We start from the raw sequence: 25241 nt of genomic DNA, 5'->3' as shown, positions 1-25241 counted from the left end.
GCCTCCCCTCTCCCCCACTGAAAGGCTCTTTCCGTGACTGTTGAGATCGACAAGGTGGGTCCCCAGGACGCCCCACCGCCCCCACCCGAGCCGGAGAACATCAAGGCCATCCCGGTGCGGCACTACGGGCGCTGGGTCGCGGCGGTCGTGGTCATCGCCTTCCTGGCGTCAATCGTGTACGCCTTCTCCCAAGGGAAGGTGAACTGGGGAGCCATCCCGGATTACTTCTTCAACGACCAGATCCTCAAGGGCGTCGGCAAGACCGTCTGGATCACGATCGCCTCCATGGCGCTCGGCGTGGTCCTCGGCATCCTCCTCGCGGTGATGCGGCTGTCCAAGAACCCGGTGACCGCCTCCATCGCCTGGGGCTACATCTGGTTCTTCCGCGGCACCCCGGTCTATGTGCAGCTGCTGCTGTGGTTCAACCTCGGGCTGATCTTCGAGTACATCAACCTCGGCCCGATCTACCAGGACGAGTGGTCGGACTTCATGACCCCGTTCCTGGCCGCCCTGCTGGGGCTCGGCCTGAACGAGGCCGCGTACATGGCGGAGATCTGCCGCGCGGGCATCCAGGCCGTCGACGAGGGCCAGACCGAGGCGGCGCACGCGCTGGGCATGAGCCACGCCAAGACGCTGCGCCGGGTGGTGCTGCCGCAGGCGATGCGGGTGATCGTGCCGCCGACCGGCAATGAGTTCATCAACATGCTCAAGACCACCTCGCTGGTCGTCGCCGTGCAGTACTGGGATCTGCTCCAGGCCACCAGCGAGGTCGGCCAGACCTCCGGCGCGCCCGCGGAGATGCTCTTCCTCGCGGCCCTCTGGTATCTCATCCTGACCTCCGTCCTGAGCGTGGGCCAGTTCTACCTGGAGCGGTACTACGCCCGCGGCTCGAGCCGCAGCCTGCCCATGACCCCGCTCCAGCGGATCCGGGTCAATCTCTTCTCCTTCTCCAACCGACCCTCCGGAGGTGTGGGCACGTCATGAACGCCATGGTGAAGGCCGAAGGCGTCCACAAGTCCTTCGGCGCGCTACAGGTCCTCAAGGGCATCGACCTGGAGGTCGCGCCCCGCGAGGTGTTCTGTCTGATCGGCCCGTCCGGCTCCGGGAAGTCCACCTTCCTGCGCTGTATCAACCACCTGGAGAAGATCAACTCCGGGCGGCTGTACGTGGACGGCGAGCTGGTCGGCTACCGGCAGAAGGGCGACAAGCTCTACGAGCTCAAGGACCGCGAGGTCGCCGCGAAGCGCCGGGACATCGGCATGGTCTTCCAGCGCTTCAACCTCTTCCCGCACATGACCGCGGTGGAGAACGTCATGGAGGCGCCGGTCCAGGTCAAGGGCGAGGCCAAGGCGGTCGCCCGGGAGCGCGCGCTGCGGCTGCTCGACCGGGTGGGCCTGTCCGACAAGGCCGGCAACTACCCCTCGCAGCTCTCCGGCGGCCAGCAGCAGCGCGTCGCCATCGCGCGGGCGCTGGCCATGGAGCCCAAGCTGATGCTCTTCGACGAGCCCACCTCGGCGCTCGACCCCGAGCTGGTCGGCGATGTGCTGGACGTGATGCGCGGGCTGGCCGAGGACGGCATGACCATGGTCGTGGTGACCCACGAGATGGGCTTCGCCCGGGAGGTCGGGGACTCGATCGTCTTCATGGACGACGGGGTGGTCGTGGAGTCCGGGCACCCGCGCGAGGTGCTCACCAACCCGCGGCACGAACGGACCAAGTCGTTCCTCTCGAAGGTTCTTTAGGCCCTCCAGAGCTGTCCCGCGGCGCACGACGGGTGGTACGGGCCGGATCCGGCCCGTACCACCCGTGCCTGCTTCAGCTCCTCCAGCCACTTCGACTACGCCGGCTACTTCAGGGCGAGCACCATCGCGTCCGACGGGGAGCACCACACGGCCCGCGCCTCCCCGAACCCCGCCTCGCGCAGCGTGGCCGCGTGCCAGCCGACGGGCTGGAACGCCTCGGCCACGCCGTCCGCGTGGTCCGCGCCGTCGGCCGGGTTGCCGAAGATCTTGAACCGCTCGGCGACGGGCGCGGCGAGCGCCTCGTCCCGGGCCGCCGCCTGCCACCACGCCGCCCAGTCCTGCGCGCCCTCGGCCCTGGCCCGCTCCCGCCGGGCGTGCTCGAACGCGCGCACGGCGGCATCGATCCTGGGCGTGTCCCGCCCCGGCATGTGGTCGGCGTTCAGGAACGCCCCGCCGTCCCGCACCACCCCTGCCAGCTGCCCGTACAGCACGCGCAGCGCGTCGTCCGGCAGCCAGTGCAGCGCGGTGGCGGTGAGCACGACGTCGTACGAGCGGTGTGGCAGCCTGTCCGTCCACCCCGGGTCGCGCAGGTCCGCCGTCACGAACTCGGCCCGGTCGTCCGCCGCGAAGTGGCCGCGCGCGATGGTCAGCAGCGCCGGGTCGAGGTCCACGCCCGTGCTGGTGGCGCGGGGGAATCTGCGCAGCGCCCGGTCGGTGATGCTGCCGGTGCCGCAGGCCAGGTCCAGAATTCTCGGCTCCGGGCCGACCAGCGCCTCGACCATGTCCAGCATCACCCCGAACCGCTCCTCGCGGTCGGGGAGGTACCACTCCTGCTGCCGGTCCCAGCTCTGCTGCCATGCCCGCCAGTCCGGCGCGGCGACGGTGTCGGTCATCAATTCTCTCCCCGCCTGCTCCGTCGTAATACCCTCGTAGCCATATCAGCCATTACCGACGATAGCCCGACCCTCGTAAGGACCACAAGTGGAACTGGCCTATTACTCGGATCTCGCCGTGCGCCTGGTCAACAGCGAGGAGCCCGCGCGCGGCACCGACGCCCTCACCTCGGTCGATGCGGTGCGCGCACTCTTCGGGGAGAGCCAGCAGGCGGCGCGGCGCGCCACCGACTCCGATGTCACCCGGCTGAGGTCGGTGCGCGCCCGGCTGCGCGCCGTCTTCGAGGCGGCGGCGGGCGGGGACGAGGTGCTGGCCGTGGACCTGCTGAACGCGCTGCTCATCGAGTTCCCGGTCAGCCCGCAGATCTCCGGGCACGAGTACCGGGACGAGGACGACCGCCCCAAATGGCATATGCACATCGCCGACTACGCCGCCAACGCGAGCGCGGGTTACGCCGCGACCGCCTCCATGGGGCTCGCGTTCCACCTCACCGAACTGGGCGTCGACCGCCTCGGCATCTGCGAGGCACCGCCCTGCCGCAACGCCTATCTCGACACATCGACAAATCGATCCCGGCGCTACTGCTCCGACCGCTGCGCCACCCGCGCCAACGTCGCCGCCTACCGCGCCCGCAAGCGCCTGGACACCGAGCGCTCCGAGACCGCCCCGCGCCGGCCCGGCAGCACCCCCCCAGACCGTGCCGACCGTGCCGACCGCGCCGACCCCACCCGCCGCACCGCGGACAGCACCCACGACAGCATCCCGGCCACCGACCGCTGACCCGACCCGGCCCCCGGCAGCGGCCGCAGCCGCACCCAGACCCTGGCCACCACCAGCTCGTCCGGCACCACGCCGAACTCCCGGCTGTCGTTCTCCACGTACGGGTTGTCCCCCATCACCCACCAGCCGCCGTCACGCCGCTCCACGATGCGCTTGACGATCAGCAGGTCCTGGCGGAACGGATGCCGCAGCAGCACCACATCGCCCGCCCGGACGGCCACGCCGTACCGGACGACCAGCTGATCTCCGGGGTTCAGCGTCGGCACCATCGACGGGTTGTAGACCTCGGCGAGCCCGATCCGCAGCAGCCCACGGCGCTCGCGGTCCTGCTCCTGCCCGCGATCGTGCAGCTGCTCTGGCATCAAGACACCTCCGGTCACGTACATTCAGCATCCCAGGCGTCCCAGGCTGCCACTGGACTTTTGACCTAAGCCCCCCGGGGCACCCGGGAAAAGCCTTCCCCCACGGAGTAATCTCGCACCTGAGAAGACGATCACTTAAGGAAGGACAGCTCTATGCTCTCCCGCCTGTTCGCCCCGAAGGTCAAGGTCAGCGCCCACTGCGACCTGCCCTGCGGTGTGTACGACCCGGCCCAGGCCCGTATCGAAGCCGAGTCCGTCAAGGCCGTCCAGGAGAAGTACCAGGCCAACGAGGACCCGCACTTCCGGGCCCGCGCCACCGTCATCAAGGAGCAGCGCGCGGAGCTCGCCAAGCACCACGTCTCGGTGCTGTGGAGCGACTACTTCAAGCCGCCGCACTTCGAGAAGTACCCGGAACTGCACCAGCTGGTCAACGACACCCTCAAGGCGCTCAGCGCCGCCAAGGCCTCCACGGACCCGGCCACGGGTCAGAAGGCTCTGGACTACATCGCCCAGATCGACAAGATCTTCTGGGAGACCAAGAAGGCCTGATCTTGGATCATGCCCTCTGAGCTGCGGTTGCTCCGATCGCAGCACCTTATTCGTCCGCACCCGGGCCACGGGCCGCCGACCACGGCGTCCCTGCGGTCCGGGTGCGGTCTTTTGTGCGGATGAGTACGGCTGAGTACGGATGTTTCTCGCGCGGCGCCCTTCGTCCGGGAACGCTCCATGGCCGCCGCTCGTCTACAGTTCCGTAGACGAACGGTGTTCCGACGGAGGATCATGCGCCCCAAGATCCTGGTGGTGGAGGACGATCACGCCCTGCGGGACGTGCTGCGCCGTGGCCTGTGCGACGAGGACTTCGCCCCGGTCCTGGCCGCCGACGGCGCCACCGCCCTGCGGCTGGCCACCGCCGACATCTCGGCGGCCGTCCTGGACGTCGGCCTGCCGGATGCGGACGGACGGGACGTATGCCAGGCGATGCGCGCCAATGGCTTCCTCGCCCCCGTGATCTTCCTCACCGCCCGGCACCAGCTCACCGACCGCCTGTCCGGATTCTCCGCCGGAGGCGATGACTACCTGCCCAAGCCCTTCCACCTCGCCGAGCTCGCCGCCCGGCTGAGAGCCGTACTCAAACGGGCCGCCACGACGGCGGTGGCCTCCGTCGGGGACCTGGTCCTGGACGCGGTGGACCACAGCCTGACCGTGGGCGGTGCCCGCGTCGCGCTGTCCCCCACCGAGTTCCGGCTGCTGGCCACGCTCGTCGCCGCCGACGGGACGCTGGTGCGCCGCCGTGACCTGGTGCGGGCCGGCTGGCCCGAGGGCGCGCAGGTCAGCGACAACACCCTGGACCAGTATCTGAGCCGGCTGCGCCGCAAGCTGCGGGAGGCGGGCAGCGGCCTGGCGATCGGCACGGCGCGGGGCGCGGGACACCGTCTGTCATGAGCCGTGTCTCCCGGGTCTTCCGTCGCCTTGTCCCCCGCACCCTGCGCGGCCGGCTCTCTCTCGTGGCGCTGACCACCGCCACGCTGCTGATGACGATCCTGACCGTGGCGTTCAACGCCGCGATGGACCGGCATCTGCGGCACCAGGCGGACGACGAACTGCGCAACCGGGCGGCGGCCGTGGCCACGACCATCGACACCAGCGGCCCCCGGGTTCGGGTCCTGGAAACCGTCAACGACCGCCTCCTCGACGCGAACGTCTGGACCTACGACGGCACTCGCCCGCTGGAGAAGCCGCCGTCCGTCACGGCCGACAGCCCGCTCACCCAGGCCGCCGACCGGCTGGCGGCGCAGCGGAAGCATGCCTGCGCGACCGTCGACGCCCGCGGTCACCCGCCGGTCCGGCTGTGTGCCCAGCCCATCCCCGGCCGCCATGTCACCGCCACCGTCGTCACCGCGCTGGACCTGACTCCGTACCGCAGTTCGGCCGACACCCTGCTGCTGGGGTCGCTCATCCTGGACGCGGTGATGCTCGGCTGCACCTATGGGCTCACCCGCCTGTCCGTCGGCCGGGCGCTGCGCCCGGTGCGGACGATGACCGACCAGGCCACCCAGTGGAGCGCCGTGGGCTCCGACGCACGCTTCAGCGCGGAGGACCGCCCGGCCGAGCTCGCCCGCCTCGGAGCCTCACTGGACCAGCTCCTGGACCGCATCCGCACCGTGCTGCGCCACGAACAGCAACTGACGGCGGAGCTGTCCCACGAACTGCGCACCCCGCTCACCCGGATCATCATCGAGCTCGACTGGTTGCGGGCCCGCCCCCGCACGGACGCCGAGACCCGCGCCACCCAGGAGGTGATCGCCGAGGCGGCGCAGTCCATACGCACCATCTGCGACACCCTCCTGGACGACGCCCGCGAGAACGCGCTGAACCCGGCGGCGGCCCCGGGGACGACCGACGTCGTGCCCGTCCTGTACCGCCTGCTCCAGCGCCTCGACACACCGGATCAGGTGCGGACCTCGATGGAGCCGGGAGCCCCGGTGCTGGCGGCGGGGGTCGCGCCCGCTCTCCTCGAACGCATCCTCAGCCCCCTGCTCGCCAACGCCGCCCGCTACGCCCGTTCCCGCGTGACCGTGTCCGCGCGGCCCGTCCCCGGCGCCGTGCGGATCGCCGTCGTCGACGACGGCCCCGGTGTGCCGGAGGCGTTCGTGGACGAGCTGTTCCAGCCCGGCAGGCGCGCCGACACCGGCGATGGGCACGACGGCGCCGGGCTGGGGCTGCCGCTCGCGCGACGCCTGGCCCGCGCCGTCGGCGGTGACGTGTCCTACGAACCCGGACCCGCGCCCGGCGCCAGGTTCACGGTCAGCCTGCCTGCCGGATGACCGGCTCCCGCTCCGGCTTCGCCGCAGGGGCGTCGGTCCGGCGCTCCCGCACCTGGGCGAAGGCCATCAGGCCGAACAGGACGGCGAGCAGGACGGCGGACGAGCCCGCGGTACCGAGATCCAGGCCGCCCTTGGCGACCGGCTTGGTGAGGAAGTCGCCCGCGGTGGCACCCAGCGGGCGGGTGAGGACGAAGGCGAACCAGAACAGCAGCACATTCGGCACCGCGCGCACCTTCATCAGCGCCACGAGCACGGCGAGCACCCCGGTCACGAGCAGTGCGCCGCCGGCGTAGCCGAGGCCCGAGCTGTCGGACAGGAAGTCGCCCATGGACGTGCCGAGGGTGTTCGACACGAGGATCGCCGCCCAGAACAGCGCCTCGCCCCTGAAGGTGACGATGTCGCGGATCCGGAACGTCATCCCGCTCACCTTCCAGGCGAGGAAGATCGCCAGAAGGATCGAGATCAGGATCGCCGCTCCGACCGGGTAGCCGAGGCCCAGCCCCTGCGGGCCCCAGCCGAGCGAAGCGGCGCCGTTCGCGAGGTATTTGGCGCTGGCGTCGCGATTCATGAAGTCGGACATCGTGGTGCCGGCCATGCTGGTCGACAGGATCACGGTCCAGTAGAAGAACGGGTTGTAGCGGTGGGATCGCAGCTGGACCACCAGCGTCACCACGAAGATCAGGAACAGCGCGATCGTGGTGAGGAAGTAGCCCAGCTTCAGGGTCTGTGAGAAGAGGTCGCCCGCCGTCTCACCCAGGGTCGTCGCGGCGATCTTCATGATCCAGAAGGCCAGCGTGACCTCGGGCAGCTTCTTCATCACCGACTTGGTCGTGCTCGACGTGCTCGACGTGTTCGACGTACTCGCCACGTCGAGTTCGGTGAGGATCTCCGATTTCGCCAACTCGGCTTCTCCTGTCCGGTCGAACAACAGAGCGCTCGCTCCCGGGACCGGGACGAGCGCCCTGTTGAGATGAACCGGCCGCCGGTGGCGGCCGGGATCTCCGACCGTGGCACAGAGAGCCTGAACGCATCCTGAACGCGGACCGCTCGGCAGGTCAGGCCGGGTGTCAGGCGGCCCGCTCCGGGGCGGTGACGTCCCTGCGCGTCACCCCCAGGTAGACGACCAGACCGAGGATGACGGCCAGGAACAGCGCGCTGGTGATGACGGTGCCCAGGCCCAGGCCGCCGTCTCCGGTGGGCTGGGAGAGGTAGTCGCCGATCGAGGCGCCGAGCGGCCGGGTGAGGATGTACGCGATCCAGAAGCTCCACACCGCGTCGAGGCCGAGTGCGAAGTGCGCGACGGCGACTGCGGCGATGGCCAGGGCGAACAGCACGGCGGCCAGCCAGTAGCCGAGGCTCATGCGCTCGGAGACCAGGTCACCGGCCGCGGTGCCCAGGGCGAAGGTGAAGAGCACCGCGAGCCAGTAGAAGGACTCGCGGCTGGTGGTGTCGACGCTGTGGATGGACAGCGTCCGCTCGCGCCGGTACCAGACGGCGAACACGGCCGCGAGGACGATCGCGAACACCGCCGTACTCGCCTCCAGCGGCACGCCCATGTTGTCGGTCAGGTTGTCGCTGATCAGGGTGCCGACGACGCTGATCAGGGCCACGGCGAGCCAGTAGACGCCCGCCCGGTACGCACTCGTGCGGAACTGCACCACAAGCACCACGGCCAGCAGCGCGCTCATCAGCACCGACACGCCGGTCAGGCCGAGCCCGGCCTTCTCGTTCAGCAGGTCGGCGGCGGTCTCGCCGACCGTCGTGCACAGCACCTTGATGATCCAGAAGTAGACGGTGACCTCGGGCACCTTGTTCCAGCTCAGCCGATGCCGCGCCGGAGCGGCGGGTCGGCCTGCCGTGGACATCGCGAATGTCTCGGACGTTTCATGGGTCATGGGCAGCGACCGTGCCATCGGACACCTGAACGCATCCTGACTGCCGCACGATGAGTTTTCCCGGCACGGACGGTCTCACTGTTGTCCATAAACGCAGGAGGAGACGCATGCATCAGCTGCTGAGAGTTCAGAACTTCAGTGTCTCGAGCGACGGAATCGCCGCCGGCGAGGACCAGACCCTCGAAAATCCGTTCGGCCACGTCGATCCCGGGAGGCTGTTCGCCTGGGCCGGCGCCACGGCGAGCTGGCCCATGCGCACCGACCCCGGAGGCAGCCGCGGCCTCGACGACTACTTCACTCGGGACTTCGCACGCAATATCGGCGCCGAGATCATGGGCCGTAACAAGTTCGGGCCCCAGCGTGGGCCCTGGCAGGACGAGGAGTGGCGCGGCTGGTGGGGTGACGAGCCCCCGTTCCACACCCCGGTGTTCGTCCTGACCCACCACCCGCGTCCTTCGTTCACGCTCTCCGACACCACGTTCCACTTCGTCGACGGCGATCCGGCCACGGTCCTCCAGCAGGCGCGCGAGGCGGCGCGGGGCAAGGACGTCCGGCTCGGCGGCGGGGCCACCACGATCCGGGAGTTCCTCGAGGCCGACCTCGTCGACACCCTGCATGTGGCGGTCTCGCCGGTGAAGCTCGGATCCGGGATACGGCTCTGGGAGTCGCCCGATGAGCTGCTCGACCGGTTCCACCTCGATGTCGTGCCCAGCCCCAGCGGGGTGACGCACCACCTCTTCTGGCGAAAGGAACGCGCTCCGCGCGCATGACGAGGCGCCCCCGCGTCCCGGCCCGGGAGCCGGAACGAGGGGCACCGCCCATCAGCCGCCGTCAGGCGGTGGCGCCCTCCGCCGCCCGGGGGCCCGGTGCGGCCGGCGGGAAGGGGATCTGCTCCAGGACGGGGAGCAGCTCCGCCTCCTCGTCGTCGAGATGGCGGGTCAGCTCCTCGGTCATCCGGTCCAGCTCGGCCCGGAAACGGGCCGGGTCGGCGGTGGTGATGTCGGCCAGGAGCGCGAGAAGCCGCTCCTTGAGGACGGCGACCGTACGGTGCTGGTCGCGCAGGCGGTCGAGGGGTTCGCGCAGATCCGGGTGGTGGGTCGCCAGGGCGGGGAAGACGGCGGTGTCCTCGCCGGTGTGGTGGTGCGTCAGCGCCTCGCAGAAGGCGAGGCAGTGCTGCCGGATCTGAAGGCCGAGCCCCGGTGCCGGGGGTTCGCCGGGCCCTTGGTGGGCGGCGCGGGCGACGAGGTGGGCGTCGGCCTCGTGGCGTATGTGGCGCAGCTGGCCACGCAGCCAGGCGTGGATCTCCAGGACCTTGTCGGCGAGGGTCCTGATCTCACGCGGCACCTCCCCCGCCGCTCCGTGGTCGGGGCGCTCCAGCGCCACGACCGGCAGGGCGCGCTCGGTACGGCTCTGGTAGTCGCCGTATCCGGGCGCCACCCGCACCACCCGCTCGAACAGCTCGTCCCGCCGCGCCCCCTCGGCGGGGACCGCGATCGCCTCGAACGCCTCGGCGCCGATCTCCACCCCCACCACGGGGTGGGCGAGGATGTTGCGGTACCAGGCGGGATGGCGGTGTGCGCCCAGGTTGGACGCGATGACGAGCAGCAGGTCGCCGTCGCGGACGTAGCCGAGCGGCACGGTGTGCCGACCGCCCGACTTCGCCCCGGTGGTGGTGAGCAGAAGGAGATCGCCGCCCTCGAAGGGGCCGCCGACCTTTCCCTCGTTGGCTCGGAACTCCTCGATGATCTGTTGGTTGAAGGATGTGGGCATACGGTGCCGAATCTCCAGAAAAGGTGTGTGACGACGGTGAGGCGCGCGACCCTGGTCCGGAGGCCCGGACATGGACGTCTGTGTGCTCAGTCGGCTGAGCGGAAGTGACGGAAGAGGGACGACGCGCGGAGGCGGTGCTCAGGTCAGACGCGCAGCGCGGAGTAGGCGCTCATGACGTGGTCCCTTCGTGATGGTGCTCGCCCAGCTGCCGGCCTGCCCACTGCTCTCTGGCCGACGCCACGTGGCACCGGGCGCCATTACAGCCGGGCGTTCATCCCCCTGTCAACGCGGAAGATCGGCCCTGACGAGGGGTTCCGCGCCGGCATCCCGGTTGATGTCGTGCCGGATGTGCACGACGCTGGATCTGCGCGCCCTTGTGACCTCCCGCTCGGAGGCCGGGCCAGGCGCGGTGAAAGTGGGACAGATCGACGATGACGGGCCAGGAGAGCGCCCTTCCCTTTGGCGACGGGCTCGGCGACCGGCGGGGCGACCCGCTCGACGAGGCGGCCACGGCGAGGGCCACGATCAGCGCTGACGCCGTCGTGACCAGCTGGAACGAGGGCGCCCGACGGCTGCTCGGCCACCTTCCCGCGGAGGTGGTGGGCCGGGACGCGGCCGCGCTGCTCGCCGAGGAGCTCTCCCCCGACGACGTCCGGGCCGCGGCGGCCCTTCCCCGCTGGAGCGGCACGCTGACCCTGCGCCACCGCGACGGGCGCACCGTACCGGTCCGGCTGCTGGCCCACCGCGGCGCGCCGAGCGCGGACGGGCCGGGCGACTGGCTGCTGGTCTCCCCGCTCCCGGGCCCCGGCGAGGGCACCGGGGGCACCGAGGACGTCACTGAGGACGTCACCGGGCAGGCGGAGGACGACGCCCTGCTGGCGCTGGCGTCCCAGCAGGCCCCCTGCCCCGTGGCGATCTACGACCGGCTGCTCAGGCTGCGCAAGATCAACGACCATATGGCCCAGGTCATCGGGTTGCCCGAGGAGGAGATCCGCGGTCTGCGGCTGTCGGAGATCGGCGGAAAGCTGGAGAGCGAGGACCTCGAACGGAACATGGCCGAGGTGCTGCGCACCGGGGAGCGGCGCAATGTGGAGACGTACCGCCGCGTCGGCGCCGAGACCCGCGCGCACGCCTGGTCGGCCCGCCTCGCCCCGCTCAAGACGCCGGACGGCGAGGTGCACGGCGTCTGTCTGGCCGCCCATGACATCACCGAGCAGTACCGTGCCCGGCAGCGGCTGCTGCTGCTCAGCGAGTCCAGCGTGCGCATCGGCACCACGCTCGACGTCACCCGCACCGCGCAGGAACTGGCCGACGTGGGCGTCCCCGGCCTGGCCGACTTCGTCAGCGTCGATCTGCTGGAGCAGCGAGGCCACAACGAGGGGGCCGAAGGGGTCGAGGGGGACGGGGCGTTCGGCGAGCCCCCGCCCGGGCCGCTCGCCGGCCCGGTGGTGCTGCGCCGGGCCGCCCACCAGTCCGTCCTCCCGGGCGCCCCGGAGGCCGTGGTGAAGCTGGGGCAGGTGGACACCTACCCGGAGTACTCCCCGCAGGCCGCGTCCCTGGCGGCGGGCCGGCCCATCATCCACCGCGAGACCGACGCCGCCATCAGGCGCTGGGCGGCCGAGTCCGCGGCCCGCGCCGCCACGCTGCGCACCTACGGCTTCCACTCGATGATGTCGGTGCCCATCCGGGCCCGTGGGGTCACGCTCGGCGTGGCCGCCTTCTCCCGCCACAGCCGGCCCGAGCCGTTCACCGAGGACGATGTGCTGCTCGCGGAGGAGATCACCGCCAGGGCGGCCGTCTGCCTGGACAACGCGCGCCGCTTCACCCGGGAGCGCGACACCGCCCTGGCGCTCCAGCGCAGCCTGCTGCCCCAGACCCTGCCCAGGCCCACGGCGCTGGACATCGCCTTCCGCTACCAGCCCGCGGGGACGTACGCCGGGGTGGGCGGCGACTGGTTCGATGTGATCCCGCTGTCCGGGGCGCGGGTCGCGCTGGTCGTGGGCGATGTGGTCGGCCACGGCATCCAGGCCTCCGCCACGATGGGCCGGCTGCGTACGGCGGTGCGCACGCTCGCCGACGTCGACCTGCCGCCCGACGAGCTGCTGACCCACCTCGACGACCTCGTCATCCACCTGTCCGCCGAGGGCGGCGCGGGCACCCCCACCGGGGACGTCGGCGCCACCTGCCTGTACGCGGTGTACGACCCGGTCGCCGGCCGCTGCTCGCTCGCCCGCGCGGGCCATCCGCCGCCGGTTCTGGTGGCCCTCGACGGCACGGCGAGCGCCGTCCACGTGCCGGCCGGGCCGCCGCTCGGCGTCGGCGGGCTGCCCTTCGAGGCGATCGAGTTCGACGTCCCGGAGGGCGTGGTGCTCGCCCTCTACACCGACGGCCTGATCGGCGGCCGCGGCCGTGACCTCGACGACGGGCTGACCGCACTCACCGCCGCGCTGGCCCATCCCGCCCCCTCCCTGGAGGCGGGGTGCGACAGCGTGCTGCGGACGCTGCTCCCCGAGCACGGCGCCTCCGACGACGTGGCCCTCCTGCTGGCCCGCACCCGCGGTCTGGACGCCTCGCGCGTGGCGACCTGGGACGTGCCCGACGACCCGGCCCTGGTCGCCCGGGCCCGCCGGGACGTGACGGACCGGCTGCTGGCCTGGGGGCTCGACGAGGCCGTCTTCACCACCGAACTGGTCGTCAGCGAGCTGGTCACCAACGCCATGCGGCACGCCGCCGAGCCCATCCAGCTGCGCCTGATCTACGACCACACGCTGATCTGCGAGGTCTCCGACGGCAGCAACACCGCCCCGCATCTGCGCCGCGCCCGCGTCTTCGACGAGGGCGGCCGCGGGCTGCTGCTGGTCGCCCAGCTCTGCCTGCGCTGGGGCAGCCGGCACTCGGCCACCGGGAAGACGATCTGGGCGGAGCAGGCGCTGCCGTCGCTGTAGCGATGGGGCTCTGCGGTGCGGCTCAGGGTTTCGGCAAGGGCCGGACAAGGCTCACGCGGGCAGCCGGTTCTTCGTGGGGTTGCCGCCCTCCGACGCGCGCGGCAGCGGGCTGTCGTTGCGCCGCAGCCACTGCCGGTACGCCGTGCTCGCCCAGGCCAGCTCCAGGTAGGAGTCCCTGAGGTCGTGGAAGAGCGCGTCCGCGTCGGGCGGGTCGGTGGGGCGGGAGGCCAGGGAGAGGCGGAGGGTGAGGGGGTCGTCGAGGAGGGGGCGGATGGCGAGGCCGGGGCGGGGGGTCGCGGTGGGGCGGCACGGGGTGACCAGTTCGCCGGAGGCGACCAGGTCGGCGGCGGTGGGGTAGTCGCCGTAGACGACTCGGGGGCCGCGGCCCGCGGTGGCGAAGGCCCGGCGGAGGGTGGCTTCCTGGCCCTCGTGGGCGGGGTCGAGCATCCACTGGTCCGCGGCGAGGTCGGCAAGCGGGACGACGGGGCGGGCGGCGGCCGGGTGGGTCGCGGGGAGGGCGACGAACTGGGGCTCACGGGCGACGAGTACGCGTCTGCGCACGCCGTCGGGGACGCGCAGCGGGGCGCCTTCGACCTCGTGGACGAAGGCGACGTCCAGCTGGCTCCCGGCGACCATCCGCAGCAGCGAGTCGGCCCAGACGTCGATGTGGATGGTGGTGTCCGCGTCGGGGAAGCGGGCGCGGAGTCTGCGCAGCCAGCCCGCCACGGCCTGGCCGCCGGTGCTGCCGATGCGCAGCCGGGCACCCGTGGCCGGACCGCACCGGCCGGCCTCCTGCTTGGCCTCCGCGACGAGGGCGTTCATCTCGGCCACGATGGGCCGGGCCCGGCAGAGCACGGAGCGCCCGAGGGGGGTCGGCCGGCTGCCGGTGAGCTCGCGTGAGAACAGCGGGCCGCCGATGGCGTTCTCGATGCGCCTGAGCTGGGTTGTCAACGAGGGCTGGCTCATACCCAGTTGGCGTGCGGCCTTGCGTAAGCTGCCGGTGTCGGCGATGGCGCACAGTGCGCGAAGGTGCCTGACCTCGAGCTCCACGGCGCGAGCATAACGGCCGTTCAGGAGGTCACACCAGACACTCAATGCACACGAACACCGCATCCCGGACGGTCGATCGAGGTCCGGGAGACGATCGGAGCGCGGCCGGAAATTCGGGGGCGCACGGGGGTTATGTGATGGTGCTATCGCCGGTTGATATCTCCGCGTGGCGCCGGATCTGACCAAGACTTCGGGGCACCAAGCGTTCATCCCATGGCCTCGGCCCGCCACCTCACCGTGGACGGACGGGGCCTGACGGACGATGAGGAGCCCCCCACATGAAGTTCTCCACGTCGGCGCTCGTGACGACGCTGGGCCTCGGCCTGGCCTCGACTCTGTCCGCCGTACCCGCCTCCGCCGCCACACCCGACGGCGGCGCCGTCAGCCACACCGCCAAGTCCGCGTACGTCGCGAGCGGCGAGAGCCGCGCCGACACCGACGCCTTCCTCAAGGCCGTGATCAAGTCGGTGCTGGACAAGCGGGGCGTGGTGCCCGGCGCGGAGGCCGTCACCGTCACCTACAGCACCAGCAGGGCCCCGAGCTTCAGGTCCGTGATAGCGCGCTCCACCCAGATCTGGAACTCCTCGGTCAGCAATGTGAAGCTTCAGGAAGGCAGCAACGCCGACTTCGAGTACCGCGAGGGCAATGACCCGAGCGGCTCGTACGCGAGCACGGACGGCCACGGCAACGGCTACATCTTCCTGGACTTCGCGCAGAACCAGCAGTACGACTCCACCCGCGTCACCGCGCACGAGACCGGCCATGTGCTCGGGCTGCCGGACCACTACTCGGGTCCGTGCAGCGAGCTGATGTCGGGCGGCGGGCCGGGCACGTCCTGCAGGAACTCCCAGCCCAACGCGGCCGAGATCAGCAGGGTGAACCAGCTGTGGGCGAACGGCCTGGCCGCCCTCGGCAAGACGTACGGAGCGAGCGCCCGGTAGGGCCGCGACCGGCACCCCTGACCGCACCCGGCACCCCGCGCCACGCCGGGTGCGGTCCGGTGTCCGCGGGGAGTACCGTAAAGGCCACGAGAGCATTCAGCGCATAACGGCCGGATTCCCTCCAGACTGGGGCCCGGCCCCTGGGAGTGAGCGCCATGGAGACCGTCGTCATGGTGGCTGTGATCGTCGTGCTGGTCGTCACGGGCGTGGTGGTGATCCACCGGCTCAACGCCCAGCACGGCAGTCGGGTCTCCGCGCTCCGCTACGGCGACAACCCGCCCGGACAGCGCCGCCCCCTGCGCCACCACCGCCTGCTCGCCCGCCGGCGGGCGAGCCACCACCGCGTCACCCACGGCGGGGGCCGGCGGCTCTGAGCGGCCCCGCGCCGCCTCCTCGGTCAGTCCTCTCGCAAGGCGTCGGCCAGCGTCGGCGCCGGGCGCAGCACGTCCAGGAGCCCGCCCACGCGCAGTGTGCGCAGGATCAGCGGGCTGTCGCAGACCAGCCGCAGCCGCCCGCCGCGGTCCCGCACCCGGCGGTAGGCGCGGCACAGCAGCTCTAACCCCGAGCAGTCGAAGAAACGGGTCGGCGTCAGGTCGATGACGACGGAGGGCGCGGGCGGGGAGGTGGCCCGGTCCAGCTCCAGGCCGATGCGCTCCCGGCCGACGATGTCGATCTCGCCGTGGAGCTCCACGACGGTGTACCCGGCGACCTTGTATGTACAGGCGCGGGGCGCCGCGCCGCGGTCCGCGCGGAGGCGCCCGGGGGTGATGGCAGGCGCGGGCACCTCCCGGCGGGGAGGGCCTTGCTGCGTCATCGCGAAATCACCTCGGAACGGCACACTGCCCCCTTTCACCCTCATGAGGGTCCCGGAAGCGGGCAGGGTCGGCACCGGGACGGATACCACCGGGGTCCTGGGTGATGTGCCCGCGAGCGTAGACGGGTGACCGCCGGTTACGGAGGTAGGGACCCGATTTTTGCCGGAGTAAATGCGCTCGTGCGAGTGAATTTCTGCTCATACTATTGACACTTGGTCGGACACACTTTTACGCAATGGCGCCGCTGCTCCCTCCGGCGCTCACCTCCCCCGACCGCGCGACCGCGAAGGCCAGGTCGTCCACGACCTCGAAGGCCTCATCGAGCCGGACCATCCGCAGCAGCCGGGTGAACCGCGGGTCGACGATCACCAGCCGCAGCCGCCCGCCGCGCTCCAGCACGCGGTTGCGCAACCGGCACAGCAGGGACACCCCGGCACAGTCCAGGAAGGTCACCATCCGCAGGTCCAGCACCAGGTTCGGGCGGGCCGCGCGGGTGAGGGAATCGAGCCGGGCGGAGATCCTCGCCGCGGCGAAGATGTCCAGCTCGCCCGAGACCTCCGCCACCGTGACACCGCCGAGCACACGCACGCGCACGCCGAACGCGGGCCGATCGTCAAACATGAAGCCCCCTTGGGGTGATGGAGGCGCGACCACGTCAGTACATGACATACCCATCTATCCGCTCACCAGTCAACGAACAGGGCGGCAAGTGTCGTTGGCGTATTTGCGCCGACCACATGAACACCGCCCCGCCCGGGTCACCCGAGCCGTGGCGCGGGCGGGCCTCCCGGCCCCCAGTAGCGCTCCGCCCGCCTGCGGCGCCCGGCCTTCAACGCCCAGAACGCCGCGGCCACCAGGACCAGCAGGACGCCGCCCACGGTCAGCAGCCAGGCGGGGACGCCCCCCACCCTCAGCAGCTCGTGGTCATAGGTGACGCGCTGAAAGGTGGTGTCCTCCGCGGCGCGCCGGAACTCATGGTCCCCGTCGATGAGTTCCGGACGCGCAAACGACTGCTGAAAGCCGGTCAGGAACATCCGCCGCCCCGCGACCTCCGCCAGCTCCCCCAGCGGCGCCTGCCCGGGGGTGAACCACCCGGCGTAGGTCACTCGCGGCGCCCCGCCCCCGATGTCGCCGCGCGGCTCCATGCGGTGCGGCGCCAGCACATACAGCTCCAGGGCCTGCGGAGTCTTCGCCAGCCGCGACAGCCTCATCGGATAGACCAGGCGGGACGAGTCGAAGGTGAGCCGCAGCGGGTCGAGCGTCCCGCCGAGCACCTCCTTGGCGCCGTCACCCTTGTCACCGGCCACCGCGGGCGCCAGGCGCACCGCGACGTACTCCCACTTGGCGCGCACATACGGCTTCAGCCCCTCGGCCAGCCGGTCGGGCAGTTCAAATCCGTGCGCCTCCAGCCAGTCGCGCAGCGCGTCCGGGTCGGTCGCGGTGAGCCGGGCGACGTCGAACGGGCCGAGCCGCTCACGGCTGACGACGCCCACGCGCGGGGGCGCGCCGGCCCCGGCGCCGTCCCGGGGCCCGCCCAGGTACTCGATCTTCCGGTCGTCGAAGGGCCAGTCGCCCGGCCTCGGCCAGAAGTAGTGACGCGTCCGGCGCACCGGCGCGGTGAGCTCGCGCACCTCGTCGAAGAGGGCGCGGTCCCCGAGCCGGACCGTCGCCCGGTTCGGCACCGGCATGATCCAGGCCGCCTCGTGGGCGTCGCCGCCCACGGTCAGGCTCATCACGATCTCCTCGGTGCGGCCGTCCCAGCGCACCACCGACGTCTCGCGCTCCACCACCATGGTGGTGTTCCGGCCCGGCACCAGCCCGCCGCAGCCGCAGGCGTACGCCGGCCACACCAGCGATCCGAGCTGGAACGTCACCAGCGCCAGCACCACCAGCCACGTCCGCCGCCCCGGCCACGCCAGCCGTCCCCCGACGTACCGCACTCCGTACTCCCCGCTCGCGGCGCCCGGCTCCGCCGTGCCGCATCACACCGTGCCCGCATGTCGCCATGCGCGCGTTCCCCCGCCCTACCGGCGGACATGACCTCAGACGGCGGCCACGAGGGATCCGGTTCCTCCGCTGGAAAGGCCGTAAGCTCCAGAACTCGGGGCGCAAGATTGGCACGTACCGGCGTGTCCAGTGGCCGCGCGCCCCCACAAGACTGAAGGCGACCAAGCCGACCGGCTCCCCGCTCACCCGCACATCCGGGCGGCGGCCGGATGGACACCCGGGCGAAGGGCTAGACAGCATGACGGGTTCACGCATAGCGGCCGTCGGCCATTACCAGCCCACGAGGGTGGTCACCAACGACGACCTGGCCGCCATCGTCGACACCAGCGACGAATGGATCCGCACCCGGGTCGGGATCCGCACCCGGCACATCGCCCGCCCGGACGAGACGGTGGACGAGATGGCCGCCGCGGCGGCCGGCAAGGCCCTCGCCGCGAGCGGGCTCGCCCCCGCCCGCATCGATCTGGTGATCGTCGCCACGTCCACAGCGATCGACCGCAGCCCCAACATGGCGGCCCGGGTCGCCGCCCGGCTCGGCCTCGGCTCCCCCGCCACCCTGGACCTCAACGTGGTGTGCGCCGGCTTCACCCACGCGCTGGCCACCGCCGACCACACCATCCGGGCCGGGTCGGCCACCGCCGCCCTCGTCATCGGGGCCGACAAGTTCACCGAGGCGGCCGACTGGACCGACCGCTCCAGCTGTGTGCTGCTCGGGGACGGCGCGGGCGCCGCCGTCGTGGTGGCCGACGACACGACGTACACGGACGGCGTCCCGGCGATCGGACCGGTCGTCTGGGGCTCGGTGCCCGAGATGGGCCGCGCGGTGCGCATCGAGGGCACCCCGCCCCGCTTCTCCCAGGAGGGCCAGACCGTCTACCGCTGGGCCACCACCCAGCTGCCGCCCATCGCGCGAGAGGTGTGCGCGCGGGCCGGGGTCACCCCCGAGGAGCTGGCCGGGGTGGTGCTGCACCAGGCCAATCTGCGGATCATCGAGCCGGTCGCCCGCAAGCTCGGCGCGACGAACGCGGTCATCGCGCGCGATGTCGTCGAGTCCGGCAACACCTCAGCGGCCAGCGTGCCGCTCGCGCTGTCCAAGCTGGTCGAGCGGGGGGAGATCGAGCCGGGCGCACCGGTGCTGCTCTTCGCCTTCGGCGGCAATCTCTCGTACGCGGGCCAGGTCATCCGCTGCCCATAAGGGCGCGCCGCCGGGCGGTGTCCGATTCGTTCAAGACCGGGGGCCGGCCCGGTGCCTACGCTGCCCGCATGACAGCACGATTTGACGCGGTCGGCCTGGTCGCGACCGACCTGGCCGCCTCGCTCGCCTTCTATCGCCGGCTCGGCGTAAACATCCCCGCCGACGCCGATACCCAGCCGCATGTCGAGGCCACCCTGCCGGGCGGGCTGCGCCTGCTGTGGGACACCGTCGAGGTGGTCCGCTCCTTCGACCCCGGCTGGACGCCGCCGCCGAGCGGGTCCGGGCGCATCGGCCTGGCCTTCCTCTGCGACAGCCCGGCGGACGTGGACAAGACGTACGCCGAGCTCGTCGAGTCGGGCGTCGGGCGCGGGCACCGGGAGCCGTGGGACGCGTTCTGGGGCCAGCGGTATGCCACCGTCCTCGACCCGGACGGCAATGGCGTCGACCTGTTCGCGCCCCTGGCCACCGACTGACGGGGGCGCGCGGGCGCGGGCGCGGCTACAGCAGCCGGCTCAGCGGCACCCCGGTCAGCGCCCTGACCTCGCGGGCGAGGTGGGCCTGGTCGGCGTAGCCGGTGACGGCCGCGATCTCGGCGAAGGCCGTCCCCGCCCGCGCCGCGTCCAGTGCGCGGTTCAGCCGCAGGACCCGGGCCAGGGTCTTGGGGCCGTAGCCGAACGCCGCGAGCGACCGCCGGTGCAGCTGCCGCTCCCCCAGGCCCACCTCGGCGGCGACCTCCGCGACCGTCCGGCCACCGGAGAGCCCCGCCACGACCGCGCCGACCGCCCGGTCGGGCGGCTCGGCGCCGCGCAGCCGGTCCAGCGCTACGGCCTCCAGCGCCCGGCCCGCACTGCCCTGGCCCGTACCGCCCCGGCCCGCGCCGTTCCACCCCGTGCCGGCCCGGCCCGCCTCCTCCGCCAGCCGCTCGGCGAGCCGCCGCACCTCGGCGCCCGGCCACAGCGCCGCCAACGGCACCCGCTGGTCCTTCAGTTCGTACGCGGGCACACCGAGCACGGCCGGACCCGTGCCGGGGGCGAACCGCAGCCCGACCCAGCCGGTGCCCGGGGCGCCCTCCGCGAGGTGCGCCCGGGTGTCGGGCCCGGCCACGAACAGTTCCCCGGCCGGGGCGGCCGGGTCGCCGTAGCTCCAGATCAGGTCGGTACAGCCGTCCGGCAGCACACGCTGCGGCCCGGCCCCGGCGGTACGGGACCACACCACGGCCCGGCCGCCCAGCAGCCCTGATCGCCACTCCTGGTACGGCACCTCGCTCAAGGAACCTCGCGCAGATACATCGCGCCACAAGAATGGCAGAAAGGCACCGAGTCGTCCGTGGCCCAGACCTCCGCCGACTGCGTCTCCGCGTCCGGGTTCAGCTCGCGTCCGCACATCGCGGTCGTGCCGATGCCGCGCACCATGTGCCAGATCTTGACCGGCGCGCCGGCCACCCGCCCGGAGCTGCCCTCCTCGTATTCGGCGCGCATCTCGTGCTGCATGCGTACACCTCCTGCTCCTTCCATGGTCCCGCCCGCCCCGGCCGAACGCCACCGGGGTCCGCACCCCCGAAACACCGGCCAGGACACCGGCTAGAACACCGACCAGCCGGTCAGCGTCGTGAAGTGGTCCAGCGCCGCCGTCCCGGCCACCGAGTTGCCGCGGGCGTCGAGCCCGGGGCTCCAGACGCACAGCGTGCAGCGGCCCGGTATCACCGCGACGATGCCGCCGCCGACGCCGCTCTTGCCGGGCAGGCCGACGCGGTAGGCGAAGTCGCCCGCCGCGTCGTACGTGCCGCAGGTGAGCATGACCGCGTTGATCCGCTTCGCCTGGCGCGGCGACAGCAGCCGGGAGCCGTCCGCGCGCAGCCCGTGCCGGGCCAGGAAGCCGCCGGCCAGGGCAAGGTCGCGGCAACTCATCTCGATCGAGCACTGCCAGAAGTAGTGCTCGAGGACCGTGGGGACCGGGTTGTCGAGATTGCCGTAGCTGGCCATGAAGTATGCGAGGGCGGCGTTGCGGTCGCCGTGCTCGGACTCGGAGGCGGCGACGGACTGGTCGAAGGCGAGGCCGGGGTTGCCGCTCTCGGCGCGCAGGAACTCCAGCATGGTGGTGCTGGCGTCGCCGGTCAGGGTCTGGAGCCGGTCGGTGACGACCAGGGCGCCGGCGTTGATGAACGGATTGCGCGGGATGCCGTTCTCGTACTCGAGCTGCACCAGGGAGTTGAAGGGGTTGCCGGAGGGCTCCCGGCCGACCCGCCGCCAGATCCGCTCGCCGTCCTGTTCGAGGACGAGCGCGAGGCTGAACGCCTTGGAGATGCTCTGCACCGAGAACGGGACCTCCCAGTCGCCGACCCCGGTCACCGTGCCGTCCACGTCCGCGACGGCGATGCCGAACCGGCGCGGGTCCACCGAGGCCAGCGCGGGGATGTACTGGGCCACCTCGCCCTGGCCGAGCTGCGGTGCGACGTGGGCCGCGACCTCGTCGAGAAGTCCCTGGTAGTCCATGGTTCCGTGGTTCTCCTGCGCGTCGTCGAGCGGCTCGGAACGCACGATAACCGGAGTGCTTCACATCGCTTGCACCAGGACTCGTCACCGAGCGTTTTCATGGGTATGCACGGGGTGACAGTCGGGCCGCGAGGGGCGGCCCCGCACGACGCGAACGGAGGCGGCCATGGCCTCACCCATGTCCGCAGGGGACTTTTTGTCGGCTCTGGAGCGCGAGGGCCTGCGTGTGGTGCAGGTCGGCGACTGGCGCCACCACAACAGAAACCACAAGGGGCCCTGGGGCGAGGTGCACGGCGTGATGATCCACCACACGGTCACCTCCGGCACCGACCTCACCGTGCGGATCTGCCGGGACGGCTTCGACTCGCTGCCCGGCCCGCTGTGCCACGGCGTGATCGCCAAGGATGGCGCCGTACACCTGGTGGGCTACGGCCGCGCCAACCACGCGGGGCTCGGCGACGACGAGGTGCTGCGCGCCGTGATCGCCGAGAAGGCCCTGCCCCCGGACAACGAGGCGAACACCGACGGCAATCGCTGCTTCTACGGCTTCGAGTGCGAAAACCTCGGGGACGGAAAGGATCCCTGGCCGGAGGAACAACTGGCGGCGATCGAGCGGGCCGCGGCGGCGATCTGCCGTCATCACGGCTGGACCGAGCGCTCGGTGATCGGCCATCTCGAATGGCAGCCGGGCAAGACGGACCCGCGCGGCTTCACCATGGACGCGATGCGCGCCCGCATCCGCGACCGCCTGAAGTGACCCCGCGGACTGGCCCGAGTCCGGGCACCGGCTAGTCCTCGTTCTCCTCGCGGTAGGCCGCCGCCTCCTCCAGGTCCAGCCTGCGCAGCAGGGTCCGCAGCATCTCGTCGTCGATCCGCCGGGCGTCGCGGAGCTCCACGAACACCGCGCGCTCGGCGCCGATCACCTCGCTGGCGAGCCTGCGGTACGTGTCGTCGGCCGACTCCCCCGTCACCTCGTTCACCGCCCCGAGCCGCTCCCACACCGCGTTGCGGCGCCGCTCCAGCACCGTGCGCAGCCGGTCGGCGAGCGGCTGGGGCAGGGCGTTGCGCTCGTCGGCGAGGAGCTCGTCGAGGCGGCGCTCGGCGGCCCGCGACGCGTCGTTCTGGGCCTGGGCCTCCGCCAGGGTCTGGGCCTGGGGGTCGCGACCGGGCAGCGGGAGCACGCGGATCAGCGCGGGCAGGGTGAGCCCTTGGATGACGAGGGTGCCGATGACGGTCGTGAAGGTCAGGAAGAGGACGAGGTTACGGGCGGGGAAGGGGAGTCCACCGTGCACGGTGACCGGGATGGAGAAGGCGATGGCCAGCGAGACCACGCCGCGCATCCCGGCCCAGCCGATGACGACCGGAGCGGTCCAGTCGGTCTCCGGCTCCCGCTCACGGATCCGCCGGGAGAGCGCGCGGGGCAGGAAGGTCGCGGGGAAGACCCAGGCGAAGCGCACGCACACGACCACGAGGAAGAGCAGGGCCGCGTACCAGCCGGCCTCGAAGGGGCCGTACTCGCCCAGGCCCCGCAGCACGACCGGCAGCTGGAGCCCGATCAGCGCGAACACCACGGACTCCAGAATGAAGGCGAGCATCTTCCACACCGCGGTCTCCTGGAGCCTGGTGGCGAAGTCCACCTGCCAGGACCGGTGCCCGAGGTAGAGGCCGACCACGACGACCGCCAGCACGCCCGAGGCGTGGACCTGCTCGGCCGCCGCGTAGGCGACGAAGGGGATGAGCAGCGAGAGGGTGTTCTGGAGCAGCGGATCCCGCAGCCGGGTGCGCAGCCAGTGCAGCGGCACCATCAGGATCAGCCCGACGCCGACGCCGCCGATGGCCGCGAGGGCGAATTCCTCGAGGCCGCCCGCCCAGGTGGCCCCCGCGCCCACCGCCGCGGCCAGCGCCACCTTGTAGGCGGTGATGGCGGTCGCGTCGTTGACCAGGGACTCGCCCTGGAGGACGGTGATCAGCCGGGAGGGCAGGCCGACCTTCCGGGCGATGGCCGTCGCCGCGACCGCGTCGGGCGGGGCGATGACCGCGCCGAGGACGAGCGCGGCGGTCAGCGGCAGGCCCGGTACCAGCAGATAGGTGATCCAGCCGACCGCGACGGTCGCGAAGAGCACATATCCGATGGAGAGCAGGGCGACGGGGCGGATATTGGCGCGCAGGTCCAGATACGAGCTGTCGTACGCAGCCTTGTGCAGCAGGGGCGGCAGCACGAGGGGCAGCACGACATGCGGGTCGAGCGCGTACTCGGGCACCCCGGGCACATACGAGGCGATGAGCCCGGCGGCGACCAGCAGCAGTGGCGCGGGCACGTGTGTGCGGCGGGCCGCGCCCGCCACGGCCGCGCTGCCCGCGACCAGTACCAACAGGGGAAATACGTCCATCAGCCAGCCCGTCCCGCTCGTCTTGTCGGTTTAGTCTGGCAATCATGAACGAGTGTCCGCATGTTCCCGAGCTGCCGGTGCCCGAGCCGGAGCCGAGGTACGACACCTGCCCGGAGTGTCTGACCGTGGGAAGCCATCCGGTGCAGTTGCGGCTGTGTCTGTCCTGCGGCCACGTCGGCTGCTGCGACTCATCGCCGTTCCAGCACGCCACCGAGCACTTCAAGGAGACCGGACACCCCGTGATGCGCAGTTTCGAGCCCGGCGAGAGCTGGCGCTGGTGCTACGTGGACCACATGATCCTCTAAGGACTGCCCCATGGACGGTGTGGCCCGCTAGCCTTCATCACATGATCCGAACAGCGACGCCTTCAGCGGGAGAGGAGGGGAAAGGAGCCATGTCACCTGCGGATCCTTCAACGGGGCGACATCTCTTTCGAATTGAGGCCGCAAACCTCTAGCCACTGTGCGTACTCATGTGCTTACTATGAGTGATATCGAGGACCTTCGGGTCGGCGTTCACCCATGACGGGGGCCGTGCTTCGTCCGGGCGACACCGAGCCGCAGATCGCGATAGCGTCGCAGCCGAACCACGTGCCGCGCCGGTCCGTTTCCCCCTCCACCATAAGGGCTCACGACCGGCGCTCCAATCAGCTCAGCTCAATCAGCTTGTGTCACCTTGGAGGTGAGGGTGTCCCAGATCGCAGGCGAGCCCGGGACCCAGGACTTCGTAGAAGTCCGGCTGCCCGCTGAGGGTGCCTACCTGTCGGTGCTGCGGACGGCCACGGCCGGCCTCGCAGCCCGCTTGGACTTCACCCTCGACGAGATCGAGGATCTGCGCATCGCCGTCGACGAAGCGTGCGCGATCCTGCTCCAGCAAGCCGTGCCCGGCAGTGTGCTGAGCTGCGTCTTCCGCCTGATCGACGACGCACTTCAGGTGACCGTCTCGGCTCCGACCACCGACGGGCGCGCCCCCGAGCGCGACACCTTCGCCTGGACAGTGCTCTCCGCGCTCGCGGGCAAGGTCGACTCGACCGTGGCCGAGGACCGCACGGTCAGTATCAGCCTGTACAAGGAGCGCGGCGCCGGCCCCGGACAGCCGTGAAGGAAAGGGGGGCTCCGTGAGCACCGCATCATCGCGG

27 protein-coding genes and 1 pseudogene are annotated in these 25241 nt (G+C 71.5%); 15 read left to right on the top strand and 13 right to left on the bottom strand.

Annotated elements, in window-relative coordinates; translation table 11 throughout:
* Positions 1 to 33: 33 nt before the first annotated feature.
* Positions 34 to 984 carry an amino acid ABC transporter permease gene (locus tag ACH4S9_RS11550; RefSeq protein WP_311729828.1) on the top strand — a complete coding sequence of 317 codons (951 nt, stop codon included), beginning with the start codon at positions 34 to 36 and terminating at the stop codon, positions 982 to 984.
* A 5-nt stretch (positions 985 to 989) separates the two neighbouring features.
* Complete coding sequence (locus ACH4S9_RS11545; RefSeq protein WP_311729864.1) at positions 990 to 1742, top strand: amino acid ABC transporter ATP-binding protein; 753 nt, start codon at positions 990 to 992, stop codon at positions 1740 to 1742.
* Positions 1743 to 1846: 104 nt separating this feature from the next.
* Here ACH4S9_RS11545 and ACH4S9_RS11540 read toward each other — a convergent pair whose 3' ends face one another.
* A complete protein-coding gene (locus tag ACH4S9_RS11540) occupies positions 1847 to 2635 on the bottom strand; it encodes a class I SAM-dependent methyltransferase (protein WP_398371296.1) in 789 nt (262 codons plus the stop codon).
* Between the two features lie 88 nt (positions 2636 to 2723).
* Between ACH4S9_RS11540 and ACH4S9_RS11535 the strand changes: the two genes are divergently transcribed.
* Entirely contained in the window at positions 2724 to 3416 is a 693-nt protein-coding gene (locus ACH4S9_RS11535; RefSeq protein ID WP_352129827.1) for a CGNR zinc finger domain-containing protein, read from the top strand.
* 98 nt (positions 3417 to 3514) lie between these two features.
* Here the strand turns inward: ACH4S9_RS11535 and ACH4S9_RS11530 are convergent.
* Positions 3515 to 3685, bottom strand: a pseudogene (locus ACH4S9_RS11530) (S24 family peptidase); the annotation flags it as partial.
* Between the two features lie 246 nt (positions 3686 to 3931).
* Between ACH4S9_RS11530 and sodN the strand changes: the two are divergent.
* The 3 genes from sodN to ACH4S9_RS11515 all read left to right on the top strand — a co-directional run bounded on the left by sodN (position 3932) and on the right by ACH4S9_RS11515 (position 6603).
* On the top strand, positions 3932 to 4327 hold the full coding sequence (gene sodN, locus ACH4S9_RS11525; RefSeq protein ID WP_311729825.1) for a superoxide dismutase, Ni: 396 nt from the start codon (positions 3932 to 3934) through the stop codon (positions 4325 to 4327).
* Positions 4328 to 4558: 231 nt separating this feature from the next.
* A complete protein-coding gene (locus ACH4S9_RS11520; RefSeq protein WP_398371293.1) occupies positions 4559 to 5221 on the top strand; it encodes a response regulator transcription factor in 663 nt (220 codons plus the stop codon).
* Positions 5218 to 6603 carry a sensor histidine kinase gene (locus ACH4S9_RS11515; RefSeq protein ID WP_398371291.1) on the top strand — a complete coding sequence of 462 codons (1386 nt, stop codon included), beginning with the start codon at positions 5218 to 5220 and terminating at the stop codon, positions 6601 to 6603. Before ACH4S9_RS11520 ends, ACH4S9_RS11515 begins: the two co-directional genes overlap by 4 nt.
* On the opposite strand, the gene ACH4S9_RS11510 is transcribed toward ACH4S9_RS11515, so the two are convergent.
* Positions 6584 to 7504 (bottom strand): hypothetical protein, encoded by a 921-nt coding sequence (locus ACH4S9_RS11510; RefSeq protein WP_398371289.1) that lies wholly within the window; start codon positions 7502 to 7504, stop codon positions 6584 to 6586. The genes ACH4S9_RS11515 and ACH4S9_RS11510 overlap by 20 nt on opposite strands.
* 166 nt (positions 7505 to 7670) lie before the next feature.
* The gene (locus tag ACH4S9_RS11505; RefSeq protein WP_398371287.1) at positions 7671 to 8498 is read right to left on the bottom strand and encodes a hypothetical protein; all 828 of its coding nucleotides are present in this window, start codon (positions 8496 to 8498) and stop codon (positions 7671 to 7673) included.
* A gap of 107 nt (positions 8499 to 8605) precedes the next feature.
* Between ACH4S9_RS11505 and ACH4S9_RS11500 the strand changes: the two genes are divergently transcribed.
* Positions 8606 to 9268, top strand: a complete 663-nt coding sequence (locus ACH4S9_RS11500) for a dihydrofolate reductase family protein (RefSeq protein WP_398371285.1) — start codon at positions 8606 to 8608, stop codon at positions 9266 to 9268.
* A 61-nt stretch (positions 9269 to 9329) separates the two neighbouring features.
* Here the strand turns inward: ACH4S9_RS11500 and ACH4S9_RS11495 are convergent, their stop codons facing one another.
* Complete coding sequence (locus tag ACH4S9_RS11495; RefSeq protein WP_398371283.1) at positions 9330 to 10268, bottom strand: nitroreductase/quinone reductase family protein; 939 nt, start codon at positions 10266 to 10268, stop codon at positions 9330 to 9332.
* Between the two features lie 431 nt (positions 10269 to 10699).
* Here ACH4S9_RS11495 and ACH4S9_RS11490 point away from each other — a divergent pair, with 431 nt between their 5' ends.
* Positions 10700 to 13213 (top strand): SpoIIE family protein phosphatase, encoded by a 2514-nt coding sequence (locus ACH4S9_RS11490; protein WP_398371281.1) that lies wholly within the window; start codon positions 10700 to 10702, stop codon positions 13211 to 13213.
* A 51-nt stretch (positions 13214 to 13264) separates the two neighbouring features.
* Here ACH4S9_RS11490 and ACH4S9_RS11485 read toward each other — a convergent pair whose 3' ends face one another.
* Positions 13265 to 14263: a LysR family transcriptional regulator gene (locus ACH4S9_RS11485; protein WP_398371279.1), complete on the bottom strand. Its 999-nt coding sequence runs from the start codon at positions 14261 to 14263 to the stop codon at positions 13265 to 13267.
* A gap of 278 nt (positions 14264 to 14541) precedes the next feature.
* Between ACH4S9_RS11485 and snpA the strand changes: the two genes are divergently transcribed.
* Together snpA and ACH4S9_RS11475 are read left to right on the top strand one after the other, a co-directional pair.
* Positions 14542 to 15204, top strand: a complete 663-nt coding sequence (snpA, locus tag ACH4S9_RS11480; RefSeq protein WP_398371277.1) for a snapalysin — start codon at positions 14542 to 14544, stop codon at positions 15202 to 15204.
* Positions 15205 to 15359: 155 nt separating this feature from the next.
* Positions 15360 to 15578: a hypothetical protein gene (locus ACH4S9_RS11475; RefSeq protein WP_361183267.1), complete on the top strand. Its 219-nt coding sequence runs from the start codon at positions 15360 to 15362 to the stop codon at positions 15576 to 15578.
* A 23-nt stretch (positions 15579 to 15601) separates the two neighbouring features.
* On the opposite strand, the gene ACH4S9_RS11470 is transcribed toward ACH4S9_RS11475, so the two are convergent.
* The 3 genes from ACH4S9_RS11470 to ACH4S9_RS11460 all read right to left on the bottom strand — a co-directional run bounded on the left by ACH4S9_RS11470 (position 15602) and on the right by ACH4S9_RS11460 (position 17959).
* Positions 15602 to 16018, bottom strand: a complete 417-nt coding sequence (locus tag ACH4S9_RS11470; protein ID WP_358845889.1) for an anti-sigma factor antagonist — start codon at positions 16016 to 16018, stop codon at positions 15602 to 15604.
* A gap of 229 nt (positions 16019 to 16247) precedes the next feature.
* Complete coding sequence (locus ACH4S9_RS11465; RefSeq protein WP_311729813.1) at positions 16248 to 16640, bottom strand: STAS domain-containing protein; 393 nt, start codon at positions 16638 to 16640, stop codon at positions 16248 to 16250.
* A 137-nt stretch (positions 16641 to 16777) separates the two neighbouring features.
* On the bottom strand, positions 16778 to 17959 hold the full coding sequence (locus ACH4S9_RS11460; protein WP_398371274.1) for a DUF2330 domain-containing protein: 1182 nt from the start codon (positions 17957 to 17959) through the stop codon (positions 16778 to 16780).
* A 305-nt stretch (positions 17960 to 18264) separates the two neighbouring features.
* Between ACH4S9_RS11460 and ACH4S9_RS11455 the strand changes: the two genes are divergently transcribed.
* A complete protein-coding gene (locus ACH4S9_RS11455) occupies positions 18265 to 19221 on the top strand; it encodes a beta-ketoacyl-ACP synthase III (RefSeq protein WP_358845888.1) in 957 nt (318 codons plus the stop codon).
* A 68-nt stretch (positions 19222 to 19289) separates the two neighbouring features.
* Complete coding sequence (locus ACH4S9_RS11450; protein WP_398371272.1) at positions 19290 to 19694, top strand: VOC family protein; 405 nt, start codon at positions 19290 to 19292, stop codon at positions 19692 to 19694.
* 25 nt (positions 19695 to 19719) lie between these two features.
* Here the strand turns inward: ACH4S9_RS11450 and ACH4S9_RS11445 are convergent, their stop codons facing one another.
* The 3 genes from ACH4S9_RS11445 to ACH4S9_RS11435 form a co-directional block, all read right to left on the bottom strand.
* Positions 19720 to 20490 carry a helix-turn-helix domain-containing protein gene (locus ACH4S9_RS11445; RefSeq protein ID WP_398371270.1) on the bottom strand — a complete coding sequence of 257 codons (771 nt, stop codon included), beginning with the start codon at positions 20488 to 20490 and terminating at the stop codon, positions 19720 to 19722.
* The gene (locus ACH4S9_RS11440; RefSeq protein WP_311729809.1) at positions 20487 to 20711 is read right to left on the bottom strand and encodes a hypothetical protein; all 225 of its coding nucleotides are present in this window, start codon (positions 20709 to 20711) and stop codon (positions 20487 to 20489) included. Before ACH4S9_RS11440 ends, ACH4S9_RS11445 begins: the two co-directional genes overlap by 4 nt.
* Positions 20712 to 20801: 90 nt before the next feature.
* On the bottom strand, positions 20802 to 21713 hold the full coding sequence (locus ACH4S9_RS11435; protein ID WP_358845938.1) for a glutaminase: 912 nt from the start codon (positions 21711 to 21713) through the stop codon (positions 20802 to 20804).
* 166 nt (positions 21714 to 21879) lie between these two features.
* Between ACH4S9_RS11435 and ACH4S9_RS11430 the strand changes: the two genes are divergently transcribed.
* Positions 21880 to 22470 carry an N-acetylmuramoyl-L-alanine amidase gene (locus tag ACH4S9_RS11430; RefSeq protein ID WP_311729808.1) on the top strand — a complete coding sequence of 197 codons (591 nt, stop codon included), beginning with the start codon at positions 21880 to 21882 and terminating at the stop codon, positions 22468 to 22470.
* Positions 22471 to 22501: 31 nt separating this feature from the next.
* Here the strand turns inward: ACH4S9_RS11430 and ACH4S9_RS11425 are convergent, their stop codons facing one another.
* Positions 22502 to 24103, bottom strand: a complete 1602-nt coding sequence (locus tag ACH4S9_RS11425; protein ID WP_398371267.1) for a Na+/H+ antiporter — start codon at positions 24101 to 24103, stop codon at positions 22502 to 22504.
* Positions 24104 to 24147: 44 nt separating this feature from the next.
* On the opposite strand from ACH4S9_RS11425, the gene ACH4S9_RS11420 reads away from it, so the two are divergent.
* Positions 24148 to 24408 carry a UBP-type zinc finger domain-containing protein gene (locus ACH4S9_RS11420; protein WP_358845885.1) on the top strand — a complete coding sequence of 87 codons (261 nt, stop codon included), beginning with the start codon at positions 24148 to 24150 and terminating at the stop codon, positions 24406 to 24408.
* Positions 24409 to 24790: 382 nt separating this feature from the next.
* On the top strand, positions 24791 to 25204 hold the full coding sequence (locus ACH4S9_RS11415; protein WP_089511125.1) for an anti-sigma regulatory factor: 414 nt from the start codon (positions 24791 to 24793) through the stop codon (positions 25202 to 25204).
* The last annotated feature ends 37 nt before the right edge of the window (positions 25205 to 25241 follow it).

It is taken from the genome of Streptomyces sp. NPDC021225 (genome assembly GCF_044332865.1).
GTDB lineage: Bacteria > Actinomycetota > Actinomycetes > Streptomycetales > Streptomycetaceae > Streptomyces.
Note: the sequence above shows the minus strand (reverse complement) of the source record. Positions and strands in the feature narration are given on the sequence as shown.

What these genes read in the sequence shown, in the direction of transcription:
- ACH4S9_RS11545 (WP_311729864.1), top strand. Translation starts at nt 990, where the DNA reads ATGGTGAAGGCCGAAGGCGTCCACAAGTCCTTCGGCGCGCTACAGGTC.
- ACH4S9_RS11475 (WP_361183267.1), top strand. Translation starts at nt 15,360, where the DNA reads ATGGAGACCGTCGTCATGGTGGCTGTGATCGTCGTGCTGGTCGTCACG.
- ACH4S9_RS11420 (WP_358845885.1), top strand. Translation starts at nt 24,148, where the DNA reads ATGAACGAGTGTCCGCATGTTCCCGAGCTGCCGGTGCCCGAGCCGGAG.
- ACH4S9_RS11540 (WP_398371296.1), bottom strand. Translation starts at nt 2,635, where the DNA reads ATGACCGACACCGTCGCCGCGCCGGACTGGCGGGCATGGCAGCAGAGC.
- ACH4S9_RS11470 (WP_358845889.1), bottom strand. Translation starts at nt 16,018, where the DNA reads ATGACGCAGCAAGGCCCTCCCCGCCGGGAGGTGCCCGCGCCTGCCATC.
- ACH4S9_RS11500 (WP_398371285.1), top strand. Translation starts at nt 8,606, where the DNA reads ATGCATCAGCTGCTGAGAGTTCAGAACTTCAGTGTCTCGAGCGACGGA.
- ACH4S9_RS11515 (WP_398371291.1), top strand. Translation starts at nt 5,218, where the DNA reads ATGAGCCGTGTCTCCCGGGTCTTCCGTCGCCTTGTCCCCCGCACCCTG.
- ACH4S9_RS11490 (WP_398371281.1), top strand. Translation starts at nt 10,700, where the DNA reads ATGACGGGCCAGGAGAGCGCCCTTCCCTTTGGCGACGGGCTCGGCGAC.
- ACH4S9_RS11440 (WP_311729809.1), bottom strand. Translation starts at nt 20,711, where the DNA reads ATGCAGCACGAGATGCGCGCCGAATACGAGGAGGGCAGCTCCGGGCGG.
- ACH4S9_RS11430 (WP_311729808.1), top strand. Translation starts at nt 21,880, where the DNA reads ATGGCCTCACCCATGTCCGCAGGGGACTTTTTGTCGGCTCTGGAGCGC.
- ACH4S9_RS11425 (WP_398371267.1), bottom strand. Translation starts at nt 24,103, where the DNA reads ATGGACGTATTTCCCCTGTTGGTACTGGTCGCGGGCAGCGCGGCCGTG.
- ACH4S9_RS11495 (WP_398371283.1), bottom strand. Translation starts at nt 10,268, where the DNA reads ATGCCCACATCCTTCAACCAACAGATCATCGAGGAGTTCCGAGCCAAC.
- sodN (WP_311729825.1), top strand. Translation starts at nt 3,932, where the DNA reads ATGCTCTCCCGCCTGTTCGCCCCGAAGGTCAAGGTCAGCGCCCACTGC.
- ACH4S9_RS11505 (WP_398371287.1), bottom strand. Translation starts at nt 8,498, where the DNA reads ATGACCCATGAAACGTCCGAGACATTCGCGATGTCCACGGCAGGCCGA.
- ACH4S9_RS11450 (WP_398371272.1), top strand. Translation starts at nt 19,290, where the DNA reads ATGACAGCACGATTTGACGCGGTCGGCCTGGTCGCGACCGACCTGGCC.
- ACH4S9_RS11455 (WP_358845888.1), top strand. Translation starts at nt 18,265, where the DNA reads ATGACGGGTTCACGCATAGCGGCCGTCGGCCATTACCAGCCCACGAGG.
- ACH4S9_RS11435 (WP_358845938.1), bottom strand. Translation starts at nt 21,713, where the DNA reads ATGGACTACCAGGGACTTCTCGACGAGGTCGCGGCCCACGTCGCACCG.
- snpA (WP_398371277.1), top strand. Translation starts at nt 14,542, where the DNA reads ATGAAGTTCTCCACGTCGGCGCTCGTGACGACGCTGGGCCTCGGCCTG.
- ACH4S9_RS11465 (WP_311729813.1), bottom strand. Translation starts at nt 16,640, where the DNA reads ATGTTTGACGATCGGCCCGCGTTCGGCGTGCGCGTGCGTGTGCTCGGC.
- ACH4S9_RS11520 (WP_398371293.1), top strand. Translation starts at nt 4,559, where the DNA reads ATGCGCCCCAAGATCCTGGTGGTGGAGGACGATCACGCCCTGCGGGAC.